Here is a 16890-nt window from a genome sequence, read left to right on the forward strand (position 1 = left end):
CGCCATGAAAGAAAACAAGTACGACGACAGCGTCTTTTTTGAAAAATACAGCCAGATGACCCGCTCCCAAAAGGGGCTTGAGGGCGCCGGCGAGTGGAAGACCCTCGAGCCCATGCTGCCCGATTTTACAGGCAGACGTGTGCTTGACCTCGGGTGCGGCTTTGGCTGGCACTGCGAATATGCCGCCCGCCACGGCGCCGCAAGCGTCGTCGGGGTCGATCTCTCCGAGCGGATGCTCGCGCGCGCCCGCAGCGAGCACAGCGCTCCCGTCATCCGCTATGAGTGCATGTCCATCGAGGATGTGGATTTCGCCCCCGGCAGCTTTGACGTGGTGCTCAGCTCCCTTGCTTTTCACTATGTGGCCGACTTTGATGCGGTGGCAGAGAAAATCCACCGTTTTCTCACCCCGGGCGGTGACTTTGTCTTCTCCTGTGAGCACCCGGTTTTCACCGCCTATGGCACGCAGGACTGGTACTACGCCCCAGACGGCAGCATTCTCCACTTCCCTGTTGACCGCTATTTCATCGAGGGCAGGCGCGAAGCGGTGTTTCTCGGCGAGAGGGTCGTCAAATACCACCGTACACTGACAAGCTATGTACAGGCGTTGCTTCAAAACGGCTTTGCTGTCACCGATCTGAAAGAGCCCCAGCCGCTGCAGGAGATGCTCGATCTGCCGGGCATGGTCGACGAGCTGCGCCGTCCCATGATGCTCATCGTCGCGGCAAAAAAACAAATGTAAAAGCAGGGAACCGATGGTCGGTTCCCTGCTTTTTTACAGTTTTTCCAATCTCTTCTGCTGTCTGCAGATGAGAAGGACCACGGCAGCTGCTACCACTGCCTCTGTGACCGGCATGGCGAGCCACAGAGCATCGGGTCCGGCAAGCGCCGGCAGAAGAAGGATCAGCGCTCCGCTCAAGGCGAGGCCGCGGGCGATCGACAGGCAGAAAGAGATACTCGGCCTCATCAGAGACTGAAAGTAGTAGGTGGAGAAAATGTTCAGCGGCAGCAGAAGAAAGGACAGTCCATAGGCTCTCAAAATCGCCGGTGCGATCTGCCGGATCTGCGGTGTGGGCTCCATGAAGATGCGAATCAATCCGTTCGGAACGGCGGATACCAGCGCCGTCCACGCAAGGCCAAAAAACGCCACAGAGTACAGCGAGTAGCGCAGGGTCTCACTCACTCGCCGGCTCTGTCCCGCGCCGTAATTGACCGATAAAATGGGCTGTGCCGCCTGCCCCACGCTGTAGGCGCAGCACTGGACAATCGTACTGATGTTGACCAGCACACCGTAGACCGAGAGCGCGTCGGTGCCGAGATAGCGGATGATCTGGCGGTTGAAGAGCATGGTCAGAATCCCCATTGCGACATCGACAAAAAAGGTCGACAGGCCCGTCACAGCAATCTGGCCGAACTTGCCGACAGTCTTCGCCGGCCGGACAAGCCGAAGCGTGTTTTTCCGGGTGAAAAAATGCGTGATGAGTACGATGCAGGTAATCAGCGCACCGATGGCTGTGGCAAGGCCTGCGCCCATGATTCCCATGTCGAACACAAAGACGAACACATAGTCGCCGAAGATGTTGAAGATGCCGCCGGAGAGCACCGCCGCAGTCGCGAGTCCCGGGTTGTTGTCGTTTCGCAGAAAGGCCGCGAGCATCTGGTTGAACAAAAACAGCGGCACGGCAAACTTGATGGGCAGAAGATACTCTCTGGCAAGCGGCAGCAGTGTGCGCTCCGCGCCGAAGAGCGTGAGCATCTGTGTGTCAAACAGGGCAACGGCGACCCAGCTGACCGCGGCGAGCAGCGTCGTCAAAAGCAGCGATGCGGTAAAGTACTCCCGCTCCCGCCTCGTCTCACCCCGTCCGCGCGCGGCGCTGAAAAGCACACCCCCGCCAATGCCGGTGAGCAGGCCGAGACTGTAGATGATGTTCCAGACCGGCGCGACCACCGCGAGAGCCGCCGTGCCGGACGGTCCCTGATACTGGCCGACCATCGCCATATCCACGATGCTGTAGATCGAACCGATCAGCGCACTGCCAAACGCCGCGCCCAAATAGCGAAAATAGATGGTCTTGATTTTTCCCTGCAGCAAATCCACTGTACAACCTCCCATAACAACAAAAAAGCCGGATAAACCAACAGGCTTTTCAACCTGTCACCTTATCCAGCTCACCATTTCCAGCGAATGGCTCACCCTCCGCGTGAACGAATCCGATTATACAAAACAGTATCTTCAAAGTCAAGCCCCTGCGCAAAAAAAGCGCCGCGAAATCTGTTCGCGGCGCTTTTGGGTCCGTTTTTCAGAGGGTCAGAGACGGCGCGGAATAGACGCGTCCCATCAGCTCACCGTTGAGCATGTAAAGACCCTTGGGATCGCTGCCGAAGAGTTCCATCTTGGTGATGAGATCGGCCGCGTTTTTCTCCTCTTCTCCCTGCTCCTTGACAAACCAGTCGAGGAACTGCACCGTTCTGTAATCCTTTGCCGCCTGCGCCGCCGCATAGATCGTATCAATCAGCGAGGTCACATACTTCTCGTGCTCCAGCGAAGCGCGCAGCGGGTCCATCGGGGCCTGAAATACCTTGTCGGGCTTTGCAACAGCCTCGAGTGTGACGCTCTCGCTGTTGTTGTGCAGATACCGGTAAATCAGCATGGCGTGATCCTGTTCCTCTTTCGCCTGAATCTCATACCAGTTGGCAAAGCCGTCAAGGCCCTTGGCCGAATAGTAGTTTGCCATATCCAGATACAGATAGGCCGAGTAGAGCTCCTTGTTGATCTGCTCATTGAGCAGCGCGGATACTTTCTTGTCCATCGTTTTTTCTCCTTATTCTCTGATTGGATTAGTTTCTTCTAACCAAAAGTATATCACTTTAGTATAATTTGTCAAGAGAAAAAGGGAGCGCACTGAGATCGTGCGCTCCCCTTGTGTTACTTCTGCAGTTTGTGCCAGCGCATCAGAACGGTCGCAGCCTCGGCGCGGGTCATCTGAGCCGACGGGGCAAACGCGCCGCCGTCGCGGCCGACCATGAGGCCTCTGCTCTCGCAGTACGCGGCCGCCTCAAGAGCCCAGCTTGAAATCTGTGCCGCATCGGGATAGCTCGGCTGACCCTGTACCGGCGCCTGACCCAGCTTTTGCGCATAGCGGTAGAGCATCACGGCAAATTGCTCGCGCGTGATTGCCTCGTCGCCGGCAAAGAGTCCCGAGAGCCCCTCGACGACGCCCGCTTCACCCGCCCAGGCGGCAGCCTCTGCATACCAGCTCTGCGGCGGCACATCGCGAAATTCACTCGCCCCGCCCGGTGTCGGTTCGCCCGCGAGCCGGTAGAGCACCGTGACCAGCATGGCTCTGCTCATGCCGATGTCTGCGCCAAAGCTGCCGTCTTCCATGCCGCCAAAGAGCTTGTTCTCGGCGACATACACGGCGGCCTCATAGTACCAGTGCGCCTCGTTCACATCCGAAAACACCTGCGGCTCGTCCGGTGTGACCACGGTGCCGCCGGCAAACTTGCCCGCATCCGGATCCTTGGTCCAGTCGGTGGTGTAGTAGAAGAGAATCTCATCGCCGCTTTTGAGCCCCTGCTCCTGCAGTCCGACGCTCGGCAGCGTGCCGTTGACTTTGTAGAGCCAGCCGGAATTCTCACCGCGGTCAAACTGCGCGAGCGTCTCGCCGGCGGCGGTAGTGATCGAGGAGACATAGCCGCTCTGCGCCCCCGTCTGGGAAAAGCCTTTCTCCTCGAGAACCTTGACAAAGGCGTGATAGACTTTTGCATCGCTTTTGAGCGTCACAGCTGTGCGGGAAATCCAGGTGGAGCTGTCGCTCTTCAGCGTGAAATAGACCGTGATATCACTGTCCCCCGAGGGGTCCGGCGGCGTAGTGCTGCCGGTGCCGTTGGCGTAGGCCGGCGTCTTTTCGAGCGCTGTGCAGTCGTAGACGTCATAGGGGCCCTCTGATCTTTTGACTCCCATGGCAGCGCTCAGCGCGAGAAACGCCTGCTTGGTGGCATAGTCGTTGGAAAAGCCGTCGCCCGCGCTGTTCTTATGGGATACAAGCCCGTCGAGCAGACTTGTGTCCTGCTTGACAAAGCGCGGGTCACTGTCGGGGTCGATGCCGAGCTGTGCAAGCGCGATGATGACCATTGCGTCGGCGTTGGCATTGCCAAAGCTGCCGTCGTCGCCCTGTTTTTCCGACAGAGTCTCCACGAGCGCATCCACGGCCGTCTTCACCTGCGGGCGGTCATAAAAGGGCGTCAGACCCTGTAAAATCATCGCGGGGGTGTCCGCTCCCCAGCCCCAGTTGACGTTCTCAAGCTCTGCGAGCAGGTAATCGATGTGCGCGTCAACCATTGCGCTGGATGTTACTCCGCCCTGCCGCAGCGCGGTGAGCACATAGGGCGCGATGGTGGAGTAATAGCCCTGTTTGGCCTCATCGAGATCAATTTTCTCAAGCTGCGCGAGCGCATCAAGCTCGGTTCGGTTGACAGTCCACAGCGAGCTTGCGTCGCGCCCGAGCGCACTCATGGCATTGACCGCGTTTGCCAGGAGATTGGCGAGCTTTGCCTGTGAGGACTCACCCTCGGCCACCGCTTTGACGGTCTTGTTGATCAGCGTCTGCTGCGCGTCGGCTGAAAGCCCGCTCCTGCCCGACAACTCCGTCCAGGCGCGCATTCCCATGGCGTGCCACCACTCGCCGCTCGCCTCCCAGAACGCACTGTCTTTCTGCGCGTATGCCGCCGCGATGTTCGCCCACAGAATCGACGCCTCATCCTGCTCGGTCCCGGCGCCGAGTACGGTCACGACGATCTGCTTTGTCACACTCTGCACACCGGGACACGCGGCGAAGCGCGGGCTTGTGAGCGTCGCTGTCAGCGTGACTTCCGTGTCCTCGGCGGGCCGTGTCACCTTGAGAGTATCCGAGATGACCGCGGGGGCGCTGCTCGACCAGGCGATGTTTGCACCGACATGGTGGTAATTGGCGGCAGCGGCAAACTCCACCGTTTCACCTGCCACCGCCGACTTCATTGCCTGCAGATCGGCGGTTACCTCACCGCGCTGGGTGTTGTCCTTTCGAATGGTCTCAAAGGTCAGGCTGTCAGCGACTCTGCGCAAAATCCCGTTTTCAGCGGCCGCTTCGGCGGCGCCGAACGCAAGCACCTTTGTCGGGAAGCGCCGCTCGGCAGTGGCCCCGTTGTATTCCAGCGTGAGCACAATATCGCCGGTCTGATCAGCGGAGGTCCTTGTGATGTCCGCGCCCGAAGTGACCGTACCGATGCCCGGGTTCTCCGACGACCACCGGACGGTGATTGCCCTCATTTCCTCCCGGAAGCCAGGCAGATCATCGACATAGTTCCAGTTGTAGGGGATGTCGTTGATGCTGTAGGTCAGCGCCATGAGATCGGCCGGGTCTTTCGTTCCACGCACGGTGACGGCGTCAAGCGAGTAGAGCGCGACTGCCTCATCGACAAGCGCCTGTGCCGACTGCTGCTCCTGCTGCGTCACAGCGGGCACGCTCACCGTAAACTTCTTTTCTCCATAACCCGGCTCGGGAGTCGGGCCGGCAGGCGCCATCCCATACTGCCAGTATGCGCCCGGATTGATGCGCGCCGTCAGCGTGACTTCGGCAGCCGGCTCCCCGACGCCAGGGCGCGTGACCTTGGCTGCAAAGGCGTTGCTTACCGCATAGTCTCCGACCGCAATCACCGAGGGATTGCTCGACGTCCAAACAAGCTCCGTGTAGTAGCCCTCCGGGTCGGTTGCGGGCAGGGAGAGGTCTGTCTTGACGTTGTCGGCGTCGGCATTGTCCCCTTTGATGACGTCAAAGCTCAGCCATGCGGCCTCAAATGCCTCCTCCTTTGTTGCTTTTCTCGCATTGATTGTCACCTTGGGCGAATAGGTCTTCTCCACCCCGCCGAGGCTGAGGGTGAACGACACCTCTTTGTTTCTCACTCTGCTCTCGCCGTAGGTGATGGTCCCATCCGGCGCGACCTGTGTCTGCTCACCCGGAACACAGGTGTCGGCTACCGTGACGGACGGGTTGATCGCCTGAACCTTCGAGCGCACCAGTTCAATGAGATTGGTATCCTGTTTTGCCGAGTTGTCCTGCTTCCACTCACTTGGCGTCACCGAGGTGGGCAGCGCGGCGACAAGCTCCTCGAGTACGGTCTCGGACGATGGCATCGCCTTGACGGTCAGCGGGATTTCCGCGGTGTCGCTTGCCGTGCCGTAGGTGACGGTCGCCGTGAGCGTGACCGTTTGATCGCCCGTTTCATAGAGCGGCCGAATCACCGTTCCGTCCGCTTTCACCACCGCGGGATTTGACGACTCCCAGGTGACGGTCGTCTTGCCGCTGGCGCCGAGTTTCAAAAGTGCCAGAGCCTGCGTCACGGCAGTGGAATCGGTGTTGCTTCCCCGAATGGCATCGAAATTGAGCGCCGCTGTGTCGCTCGCGACAGCAGCCTCTTTTTGCTCGTCGCTCTCCGCTTCGGTCACAGTGACAACGCAGACCGCCGGAACCAGACTTGTCCCCGTCTTGGCCGCAGAGAGCGCGTAGGTTCCGGGCTCTTCAAACGACAGTACCGCAAGGCCCGAGGCATCGGTCTCGCCGATTTCATCATAGGGAATGTTGCAGGAGAGCTCGTCTCCCACCAGGATGGCGGCGCCGCCAAGCGGCGTCTCGGCGCGCTCTCCATTCATCATGCCGCCCATCCAGTCGGGGGTCACGATGACATTGGAGAACAGCGTCACACCGAGCGCCGCACCGGCCGGCACCGATACGGTCTGCCGGTCAAAGCGAGTGTAGAGGTCGCTCGAATAGTCCCGGTAGACCGTTCCCTCAATGTCGTCGCCGGCGCTGAGCGTCGCGGTGGGATCCATCACCATGACACCGTTTACAAAGTATCCGACATTGGATGTCGTCACGCCCCAGAACTTTGAGAAAAAGCCTCCGCTGCCCGCGTAGCCGTCCTCTGCGTCGCAGTGTAGCTCATGGGCCATACAAAGCGCGTCAAAGGCGGTGGAGCCCTCCGGCACCTCCACCGGCACGCGCACCATGCCGTCCACGCCGTTTTTGGAGAGCTGAAACTCCCCCTCAAGGCTCACGCTCACATAGACCGTGATGTCCCCCTGCGCCGCGAGTGCCTGTGCCGGCACCAGCCCGAGCGCGAACACCAGTGCCAGAATGAGCGTCAGCAATCTCTTTTTCATACCAATCCCCTCTCTTTTTCAGACAGAAAAAAGCCGTGACAGCAAATGCCGTCACGGCCGTTTTTTCCGTGGATAATCTGCCAGCGCCTCCGTAGATCCGCAGAGGGCTCGCCTTCTGCATGCAGGTCTTCTGACTCGTGTTCCGGCGGGTTGCCCCACATGGCCCGCTCCGCCTTCCCGGTTGTCCCAGTGGCTGATTCTCATCACGAAGCGAGCCGAAAACACTCACAGCGGCGGTACCGTCCGGGATTTTCACCCGGTTTCCTATTCTCCCCGAAAGAGGGGCACATGCAGTGTGTATTCGACTGCCCGCATTATAACATCGCGCGCGGTCAAAATCAAGGGGCATATCCAAGGTATTCGTGTGAGAGAAACACCGCGTTCTCCCCCTCGAGGTAAAACGTGAAGCGCTCGGTACGAATCACATTAAAATGCGCGGTGTCGCCGTCGGCTACCATCTGTAAAATTGCCTCGACGACGCTCAGCTCCTCGCTCTCGATGCGCTTGCCCATCCGGTCGATCACATACTGCATCCCCTCGCTGTAGTCCGAGAGCATGGAGCCGTCGAAATCCAGCGGCAGCGTGAAGTCCTGCGGGTCGCTGAACGCAAATTCGTCAAAGCCATAATAGTCGAGCGTCACGTCGTAGATCGTTCGCCCCTCAGCGTCGGTCGTCGTCGCAGAGGACACCAGCCCGTAGAAAGGCTCGTAGCCGTAGGACCAGCCGGTCGGCGTGTAGACGTTGCCGTCATAGTTCCACAGGCGCGTCATCGGCTCGTGCACAACCGTCTGCACTTCAAAGTGGGTCTTGATGACGTTCTCCACATAGTCTCTCGGCATTGGCTCCTCCTTGTAGCGGGCGCTGTCGAGAATGAAGGCGTACATCAAATACTCACTGCTTGAAGCGGGCGGATTGTCCGCTTCAAATTCGGGTACAAAGTCAAAGCGGTTTTGGGTCGTCAGCTGAAAGTAGAATTCCCCAAGGCGCAGCCGTGTGGCGCGGGTGAGCGCCTGTGTGAGTGCCGCCGTGTCGGGCGAGACACTTCGAAAGCTCTCGGCGTAGGCATGGCCCTGCTGTGTCACGGCGAGATAGGGCACGCCGTCCGCCGTCGTCTGGGTGACAAGACCGTCTTCCACCGTCCGTCCGAGCGCCTCGGCGGCAGCCGGGTCCTCCACGGTCAGGCGATAGTCGATGCGGTACAGCTCCAGCGGCTCGTCGTAGCCCTCGCTGAGTGTCGCCGCAAGCTCCACTCCCACAATGCTCGAGTCTGTAACCGTGACACCGCTCTCTGCCAGAGCCGCCATGTCAGGCTCAAGCAGATGCTCGGTCGCGAGAGCAGCGAGCGTCTGATCCACATTCGGGGTATCCGCCGGAACTCTGGGGTCGGCAAACAGCATCACACTCAACGCGAGCACCAAGACCAAAATGACAAGGAGAATCCAGGCGGTCGGTCTTCGCCAGGAGAGCACATTTTTCACCCGTCCCGACACGCTGCTCTCGCCAAAGGCAAGGGGGCTCAGCAGCCCGCCCGACACCGACAGGGACAACAGCGATGTGGAATAGCTCACCCGGATATCCCCTGCTGTGCGCCGCATGACGCTCTCGTCACAGGACATCTCCATATCCCGATTCATCAGCCGATAGGCAAGCCAGACCAGCGGGTTGAACCAGTGCAGCGCAAGCGCCGCAAAAAAGGCAGCGCGCGCCACATGGTCCCCCCGGCGAATGTGGGTCCGCTCATGCTCGATGATATAGGCGCGTTCCTGCCCCTCGAGGCCCAGCGGCAGATAGATGTTCGGCCGGAGCAGCCCATAGACGAGCGGCGTGCGGATGCGGTCGGTCTCATAGACCCGGCTCTCTGCGGCGCGCACCGCCGTACGAAGTCCCCGCCCGAGCCGCAGGCTGCTCAAAATGCCATAGAGCAAAAACACAGCGGCGACCGCAAACCACAGCGCCGAGATGACGTTCAGCACCGCCGTTCCGGCTGCCGGCGGCGTCACGGCGCCCGCCGGCCCCTGTACGGGCGGCAGTGCCGTTCCCGCTCCCGTCCCCGCGGGCGCTCCCACGCTCATCAGCGCGGTCACCGCGCCGATTGTGCTCTGTGTCCCGGCGGGAATCAGACTCAACACGCTCTCAAAGGAAAACGGACACAGCAGCCGCAGCAGCACAACCGCCCACAGCAGATAGCTGCACAGTTTCGGCGCCCGGCGCAGAACCAGCCTCGCTGCGAGAACGACAACAATGACAAAGCCGGCCGTGAGGCTCATCTGGAGAACCTGTAAAAAAAACCGATTCATTTTGCCGCCTCCCTGATCAGCCGCTCAAGCTCCGCGGCCTCCTCTTTGGTCAGTTTGCGATCTTTGAGAAACGTGGCGATGAATGAGGGCAGCGAGTTGTCAAACGCCTTTTCGAGCAGCGCCTCGCTCTCGTAGCGCTGTACCTGTTCACGGCCGACCAGCGCCGTGACCGTAGCACTCTCATTTTGGAGCATCCCCCTCTCGCAGAGCTTGCGCAGCATGGTGTAGGTCGTCGGCTTCTTCCAGCCGAGCCGGCGCTCGCACTCCATCCACAGCGCGGTGGAATTGACCGGCTCCAGCTCCCAGATAATGTTCATCAGCCGAAACTCCGCATCGAAAAGCTTGTAGTCCTCCAAGCGAATCCCTCCCCTTTAAGTTTATTGGAATAAACCTATTGTTGTGCTTTAAGTTTATTCCAATAAACCTCTGTTGTCAAGCAAATTTTTTCAAAAGCAAAAAGCAGCCGCTTCGGCTGCTTTTTCTGTGTTTTATTCCCCTGTCCACCGGCCACGTCCCCACCAGTCCGGCATGAGCTGATCAAGGCTCACGCTCTGTCCGCTTTCAAGGTCGGTCAGAATCTCGATTTGGCCGCTTGCCCGGTCGAGCTGCATCATCAGTTCCCGGCAGGCGCCGCAGGGCAGCCCCACGCTGCCATCCGGCATCACGGCGACGACTCTCTCAATTTGAGATTCCCCGTGGGTGAGCATGTTGGCAATGGCGTTTCGCTCGGCGCACATGCCGAGCGAACAGGCGGTGTCAATGCAGACACCCGTGTAGACATTGCCCGCTTTTGTCAGAATTGCGGCGGCGACTCCGCCAGCCTCCACAAAGGGCGATATGGTCCGCTCGCACTGAACTGCTCTCGCGCGGTGATAGAGCTCCCGCCAGCCGACCATGCCGTCAGCGGCTCTCAGCCGCGGCACGCGCCCGGTCGAGCGCGCGGTTTCTGAAATACAGGCAGATGTCGATGCCCACCATCACCAGATTGATTACATAGAAAACAAAGACATAGGTGATGTTGGACGCGGTGATCTTACTGACGATTCCGCAGATGTAGCCAGTGAAAATACAGCACAGAAACACAAGGCTCTTTCCCCTTGTGGTGCGCGATTTCCACGACTTGACAATGGAGGTGGGCCAGGATATGCCGAAGAGTACGACCATTGCGACTTCAAAGAGCTCCGATATCATATTGCGATTCCTCCAAAACAAATTCCGATTCTACGACGCCCTGCTGTGAATGCGCAGCGATCACAGTACAATGGGCCGTGTTTTCAGCCGTCCCGCAGGGACTTGCCCCGCAAGGGGCGAGAGCACGGCCTGAATTCCATATAATAAGCTACCCTACGGTTATTATATCATGAGAGCAAAGCGATCATGATATAATGTGCCCGTGTTTTTCGGTTGCCCCGAAAGGGGCGAGAGCACAGCCTGAATTCCATATAATAGCCGCTCTGCGGTTATGATACCATGAGCGCAAAGCGATCATGGTATTATGCGGCTATGTTTTTCGGTTGCCCCGAAAGGGGCGAGAGCACGGCCTGAATTCCATATAATAGCCGCTCTGCGGCTATTGTATCACAGCGTCCGTCTCCTGTCCACGCCCGGTGCGCTCGCGCCGACGGGCCGCCTCCCTCTTTGAGTAGATGCAGCCGCAGTAGTCCTGCCGGTAGAGATCGTATTGCCTTGACAGCTCGATGGATCTTTTCGTGCCCCCGCGCTTTTTAAAGTCAGCCGGCAGATAGCGAACCCCCGTCTCCCGCTCAATCTGCTCGCCGAGTTCATTGAGCCAGGCCGCGTTTTTGTGAGGGCTGATGGAGAGCGTGGTCGTGAAGAACTCACACCCAAGGCGCGCCGCGGCAGCCGCCGCCTCGCGCAGCCGCAGCTCGTAGCAGGCGCGGCAGCGGCTTCCCCCCTCCGGCTCATCCTCCCGTCCCCGGGCGAGCTCTGCAAAGCGGGCGGGCTCGTAGGCTCCGCTCTCTACCGTGACAGAGCCCTCAAGCGGCATCTGCCCGACCAGGCGGCGCACCTCGTCAAGGCGTCGGCTGTATTCCTCCTGCGGCGATATGTTGGGGTTGTAGTAGTAGAGCACGATATCAAAGGCCCGGCTGAGCGTTTCGAGAACATAGCTTGAACAGGGCGCGCAGCACCCGTGCAAGAGCAGCCGAGCCCGACGGCCGCCCAGCTCGGCGATGATGCGCTCCATTTCCCGCTGTGCGTTCTGTACGGGCATGTATGACACCTCTTTTTCTGTTCATCAACTGCCATACCGCACTGACCCTCGGCATCGTTTGCCGAATTTTGGGGATATCTCCTTACATGCACTCGTCTGCACAGCGGGTCAGAGCATGGCTTAAAGTCAATATCAAGGCTGTTCTGCGGCTATTATACCCTCTTTTTTCACAGCGCGCCAGTGCCGTTGTCCGCCCGATTTGCAAAATTTTACCCGATTTTTACTGTTTTATGGTATCATGGTGTTAATGACAGATACTATTATCATGATTGATTGGGTTAAAGGAGTCTGACCATATGATCTGTGGGATCATCGACGTGGGGTCCAATACCATTCGGCTCTCCATCTACCGCTGTGAAAACGGCACATTTAAACTGCTGCTCGGCAAAAAGGTCATGGCGGGCCTTGCCGGCTATGTGCAGGAGGGCGTGCTGACCCGGCGCGGCATCCGCAAGGCGGTCGCGGTGCTTCAGAGCTATCGCGAGCTGCTGGACAATTTTGACATCCGCACCGTGCGGGTCTTCGCGACCGCCTCTCTTCGCAACGTCGCAAACTCCGCCGAGACGCTCGAGGAAATTGAGCGCGAGACGGGTTTTTCCGTTGATCTGATCTCGGGCACGGAGGAGGCGGCGCTCGACTTTGTCGGCGCGGCGCATACTCTCGATATCACCGACGGTGTCATGGTTGACATCGGCGGCGGCTCCACCGAGATTGTCATCTACGAAAACGCCCGCCAGATCAAGGCGCTGAGCATGCCCATCGGCTCTTTGAATCTCTACACCTCCCATGTTGAGGGGCTTCTTCCCACCGAGAAAGAGCGCCGCGCCATGCGCCGCACGGTGGAGAAAGCCCTGCGCGATCTCGGCGATTTTCGCGACGAGCGCTACGATCTGATCATCGGCGTGGGCGGCACCATCCGGGCCGCGGGGCGGCTGATGATCGACCGCGAGGTCCTGCCCGACAACACGCGCCAGTTTTCGGTCTCACAGGTGCGCTCGCTTCTCAAGTCCATGTCAAACGACAAGCCGACGCTGCGGCGCATTTTACAGGTCACGCCCGAGCGGGTTCACACCATCATCCCGGGAATGACCATTCTCTCCACGATCTGCAGGCAGTTTGACAGCCAGTCCCTCTTCGTGAGCAAATTTGGCGTGCGGGAGGGATACCTGTATAAAACCATCCTCGAAAACGGCGAGCCCGTCGAGGATGAGAAATCGCCGGCATCATGACCGGTTTTTGAGGAGGTGCCCCGACGATGGCATCGAACTTTGATTACAGCTACACACAAAACCGGGAGCTCTCATGGTTGCGCTTCAATGCGCGCGTTCTCGAGCAGGCGCAGGATCCCACCGTACCGCTGTATGAAAAGCTCAAATTCATCTCCATTTTCACCAGCAACCTCGATGAGTTTTTCATGATCCGCGTGGGCAGTCTGCACGATCTGTCTCTGTTGCCCGAGGCCGGCATCGACAACAAGAGCGGGCTCTCACCGGCGCAGCAGATTCGGGAAATTCTCAAGGCCGTCGCGCCTCTCTACAAGCTGCGCGACCAGATCATGGAGGAGCTCGAGCCGCAGCTGCGCGAGCACGACATCTACCGGCTTACCTACAAGGAGCTCTCAAAAAAAGAGCGCCACTTTCTCGCCGACTACTTCAAGGACGTGGTACTGCCCGTTCTCTCACCGCAGATTGTCGACTCGCACCACCCGTTTCCCCATCTGCCGAACAAGGCTCTGACCGTCGCCATGCTGCTCAAGAGCACGGCCGGTACCAACTACGGTATCATTCCCATTCCGCAGAGTCTGCCGCCGATCGTCTTTCTGCCGGGCGCGGGCGTTCGCTACATCACGCTGGAGCGCGTTGTGGCCGAGCACGCCGACAGCCTGTTCAAAAACTACGAGACGGTGGCAAAGTCCATCGTCTGCGTCACACGAAACGCCGACATCAGCCCGGATGACGAGGGCTTTGACGACGAGGACTACCGCCGCCATATGAAGAAAATCCTCAAAAAGCGCGCGCGGCTTGCCCCCGTGCGCCTCGAGGTTCAAGGCGAGATTGACTCGGCGCTTGCGAGCTATCTGCTCGGACGGCTCGGCCTGAAGAAAGATCAGGTTTTCAAGAGCCGCTCCCCGCTCGCAATGGGCTACGTCTATCTGCTCGAGGAGAATTTTTCCGCTTCGACGGCGCGGGCCATCGTCTACCCAGCCTTTGCCCCGCAGCCCCCTGCGGGACTGGTCCCCGGCGAACCCATGGCCCGTCAGATCGCAAAGCGCGACCGCCTGTTTAGCTACCCCTATGAGCAGATGGATCCCTTTTTGCGGCTTCTGCGCGAGGCCGCCTACGACCCTGCGGTCATCTCCGTCAAAATCACCATCTACCGTCTGGCGCGAAAGGCGAAAATCATCGACTATCTCGTGGCCGCCGCCGAAAACGGCAAAGAGGTCACTGTACTCATGGAGCTTCGGGCTCGCTTCGACGAGCAGAACAACATCATGTGGGCCGAGCGCCTGGAGGAAGCGGGCTGCAAGGTAATCTATGGCTTCGAGGGCTTTAAGGTGCACTCCAAGATCTGCCTGATCACCCGGCGCGAGAAAAACCGCGTCAGCTACATCACCCAGGTCGGCACCGGGAACTACAACGAAAAGACAGCCAAGCTCTACACCGACTACTCGCTGCTGACCGCCGATGAGGAGATCGGCCGGGACGCCGCCGAGTTCTTCAAGAACATGCTCATCTCCGACCTCGAGGGGGAGTATCACCAGCTCATTGTTGCTCCGGCGGGGCTCAAGAGCAGTCTGCTGCGCCTTGTCGACGAAGAAATAGACCGTCAGCGCAGCACGGGCGACGGCCGCATCTTTCTCAAGCTCAACTCGCTTACCGACCGCGAAGTGATCGACAAGCTCTCTCAGGCCTCGCAGGCGGGGGTCAAAATCACGCTTCTCATCCGGGGCATCTGCTGTCTTCTGCCCGGTATCGCAGGGCGCACGGAGAACATTGCGGTCTACTCCATTGTCGGCCGGTTCCTCGAGCATTCGCGCATCTACTGTTTCGGCTCGGGCGAGCGGGTGCGACTGTACATCTCGTCGGCTGACATGATGACCCGCAACACGGAACGCCGGGTGGAAATCGCCTGCCCGGTCCATGATCGGCACCTGCGCGCGCGCATTCTCAACATGGTCGACTGTATGCTACGCGACAACGTCAAGGCGCGTATTCTGCAGAGTGACGGCACCTACCGCAAACCCCAGGTTCAGGGCGACCCTTTCGACAGCCAGCTCTACTTTATGGAGGAGGCCGTAGAGCAGGCCGCTCTGTCACAGCCCGGCTCGCCCTCTCCCGGTCTGCGTGCACGCCTGTCACGGCTCTTTCGGCGAAAGTAAGTCTAACGCATAAAAAAGAACGGCCCGTGGGCCGTTCTTTTTTCTTTCATTATGCCTCGGCGGTTCCCAGTGTCGCGTCCTTCTGGCTCTGATCGCGTGCGGCCCGCTGCAAAAGCTGTGCATGCGTGGCGACAACCAGCTCACGGACCGTCTCGGGCAGGGCGTCGAGTTCCTCACGTGAGAGTCCCTGCACCGGGATACGAGGCAGCACTCTGACGTAAACCGTACACGGCTTGATCCAGAAGTTGTTTGCCTCAAGCGCCTTGTAACTGCCCTCCATCACGATGGGCAAAATCGGCGCGCCCGTGTGCTCGGCAACTTTGAACGCGCCCTTTTTAAAACGTTTGATCTCGCCGCCGCGGCTGCGCGTCCCCTCGGGGAACATCTGTACCGAGTAGCGCGCTTTGATCAGCTTGTCACACTCGGTGTTGATCTTCTCAATGGCCGACTGCGGATTTGAGCGGTCGATGAACACGCAGTGCAGCCGCCTCATCCACATACCGAGCAGCGGAATGTGACGCACCTCTTTTTTCGAGATCATCGAAGGGGGCCAGTTCAAAATGCGCAGCAGCACGGGGATGTCAAAGTCCCCCTGGTGGTTGCCGACGATGACCGCGGGCTCATCGGTGAGGTTCTCTTGTCCCTCCACCTCGAGCCGGACACCGGCAAGGCCCAGTAGCATGCCGGACCAGAGGTGGACAAGCCAGCGCACCATTCTGTCGTGTGTGCGGCGCGCGCCGCATACTTCCATCAGCCAGATGACGAAATAGAGCGGCAAGATGAGAATCAAGAACAGGAAAAAGACAATATACCAGACGATGCAGCGCATCCGCTTCCACTCCTTATGAAAATCGGGCATATCATGCGGCCATGTTTTCAGCCGTCCCGCAGGGACTTGCCCCGTAAGGGGCGAGAGCACGGCCTTAAGTTTCATAGAATAGCCGCCCTGCGGCTTTTCTGTCATGGACGCGAAGCGGTCATGACAGAATAAGATGGCCATGTTTTTCGGTTGCCCCGTAAGGGGCGAGAAAAACGGCCCTAAGTTTCATATAATAGCCGCCCTGCGGCTATTATACCCTGTCGTCTTTTGGTTGTCAAAAGTTTTTCCTGCGTGCCGCGGGGTCACGCAGGCCCTCAATGGCGCCGCCTGCAACGGCCCAGAGATAGAGGCTCGCGACCGTGCCGCAGGGCGACCAGCGTCGACGATAGCGCCGAAAGAGCTCCGGTGTGACCTTTCTGTGGCGGTAGAGCATACGGATTCCCCTCTGAATGGCAAGATCGCCAAAGCTGACGATGTCGGGGCGCTGCATGGAGAACGTCATGAGCATCTCAGCCGTCCACACACCGATGCCCGGCATCGCCGAGAGCACGCGGCAGACCTCGTCGTCCGGCAATCCGGCAAGCGTGCCGATATCAAATTCACCGCTGCGCACACGCTCGGCCGCGGCGCAGATATACTGCGCCTTTCGCATGGAGATGCCAAAGCGCTGCATGCCCTCGGGACCCCGCGCAAGCACTTGTGCCGGGGTGACACAGCCCATCTCATCACAGATGCGCCTCCAGATGGTCGTCTGCGCCTTGGTCGAAATCTGCTGGCCTACAATGGAATTGACAAGCGCCGAGAAGAGGTCGGGGTTGACTTCCCGGCGCACCGGGCCGATGCGGTCGATGGCTACGCCGAGAATCCTGTCTCGCGAGCGCAGATAATCAAGCTGCGCCGCCGTATAGCAAAAATACATTGGGTCGCGCTGTTCGATGACTGTGTTGTCAAAGCTCTCCATATAGA

At 59.2% G+C, this 16890-nt stretch carries 13 protein-coding genes and 1 riboswitch; of the genes, 3 read left to right on the plus strand and 10 right to left on the minus strand.

From position 1 onward, the window contains the following. Nucleotides 1-4: 4 nt before the first annotated feature. The gene (locus H8695_RS04080) at nt 5-739 is read left to right on the plus strand and encodes a class I SAM-dependent methyltransferase (protein ID WP_249299613.1); all 735 of its coding nucleotides are present in this window, start codon (nt 5-7) and stop codon (nt 737-739) included. 33 nt (nt 740-772) lie between these two features. Here H8695_RS04080 and H8695_RS04085 read toward each other — a convergent pair whose 3' ends face one another. The 8 genes from H8695_RS04085 to H8695_RS04120 form a co-directional block, all read right to left on the minus strand. Beyond that, nucleotides 773-2095 (minus strand): MATE family efflux transporter, encoded by a 1323-nt coding sequence (locus H8695_RS04085; protein WP_249299614.1) that lies wholly within the window; start codon nt 2093-2095, stop codon nt 773-775. Nucleotides 2096-2297: 202 nt separating this feature from the next. Then, nucleotides 2298-2807, minus strand: a complete 510-nt coding sequence (locus tag H8695_RS04090; protein WP_249299615.1) for a ferritin — start codon at nt 2805-2807, stop codon at nt 2298-2300. Between the two features lie 116 nt (nt 2808-2923). Continuing rightward, on the minus strand, nt 2924-7195 hold the full coding sequence (locus tag H8695_RS04095; RefSeq protein ID WP_249299616.1) for an immunoglobulin-like domain-containing protein: 4272 nt from the start codon (nt 7193-7195) through the stop codon (nt 2924-2926). A 103-nt stretch (nt 7196-7298) separates the two neighbouring features. Further along, nucleotides 7299-7502: riboswitch (cobalamin riboswitch) on the minus strand. Nucleotides 7503-7533: 31 nt separating this feature from the next. Then, a complete protein-coding gene (locus H8695_RS04100) occupies nt 7534-9492 on the minus strand; it encodes a M56 family metallopeptidase (RefSeq protein WP_249299617.1) in 1959 nt (652 codons plus the stop codon). Further along, nucleotides 9489-9848: a BlaI/MecI/CopY family transcriptional regulator gene (locus H8695_RS04105; protein WP_249299618.1), complete on the minus strand. Its 360-nt coding sequence runs from the start codon at nt 9846-9848 to the stop codon at nt 9489-9491. The genes H8695_RS04100 and H8695_RS04105 overlap by 4 nt, the downstream gene beginning before the upstream one ends. Nucleotides 9849-9980: 132 nt before the next feature. Then, nucleotides 9981-10388 (minus strand): cytidine deaminase family protein, encoded by a 408-nt coding sequence (locus H8695_RS04110; protein ID WP_249300262.1) that lies wholly within the window; start codon nt 10386-10388, stop codon nt 9981-9983. Nucleotides 10389-10392: 4 nt separating this feature from the next. Next, a complete protein-coding gene (locus H8695_RS04115; protein ID WP_249299619.1) occupies nt 10393-10683 on the minus strand; it encodes a hypothetical protein in 291 nt (96 codons plus the stop codon). A gap of 379 nt (nt 10684-11062) precedes the next feature. Next, nucleotides 11063-11725 (minus strand): epoxyqueuosine reductase QueH, encoded by a 663-nt coding sequence (locus H8695_RS04120; protein ID WP_249299620.1) that lies wholly within the window; start codon nt 11723-11725, stop codon nt 11063-11065. Nucleotides 11726-12021: 296 nt separating this feature from the next. On the opposite strand from H8695_RS04120, the gene H8695_RS04125 reads away from it, so the two are divergent. Together H8695_RS04125 and ppk1 are read left to right on the plus strand one after the other, a co-directional pair. After that, nucleotides 12022-12954 carry a Ppx/GppA phosphatase family protein gene (locus H8695_RS04125; protein WP_249299621.1) on the plus strand — a complete coding sequence of 311 codons (933 nt, stop codon included), beginning with the start codon at nt 12022-12024 and terminating at the stop codon, nt 12952-12954. A gap of 26 nt (nt 12955-12980) precedes the next feature. After that, on the plus strand, nt 12981-15104 hold the full coding sequence (gene ppk1, locus H8695_RS04130; protein ID WP_249299622.1) for a polyphosphate kinase 1: 2124 nt from the start codon (nt 12981-12983) through the stop codon (nt 15102-15104). Nucleotides 15105-15153: 49 nt separating this feature from the next. Here ppk1 and H8695_RS04135 read toward each other — a convergent pair whose 3' ends face one another. Then, on the minus strand, nt 15154-15963 hold the full coding sequence (locus H8695_RS04135; RefSeq protein ID WP_249299623.1) for a lysophospholipid acyltransferase family protein: 810 nt from the start codon (nt 15961-15963) through the stop codon (nt 15154-15156). A 235-nt stretch (nt 15964-16198) separates the two neighbouring features. Further along, nucleotides 16199-16885, minus strand: coding sequence for a DNA-3-methyladenine glycosylase family protein (locus H8695_RS04140; protein WP_249299624.1), 687 nt, complete (start codon nt 16883-16885; stop codon nt 16199-16201). Between the last annotated feature and the right edge of the window lie 5 nt (nt 16886-16890).

Origin of the sequence: Feifania hominis, from assembly GCF_014384765.1 — a bacterium.
Taxonomy (GTDB): Bacteria; Bacillota; Clostridia; order Oscillospirales; family Feifaniaceae; genus Feifania; species Feifania hominis.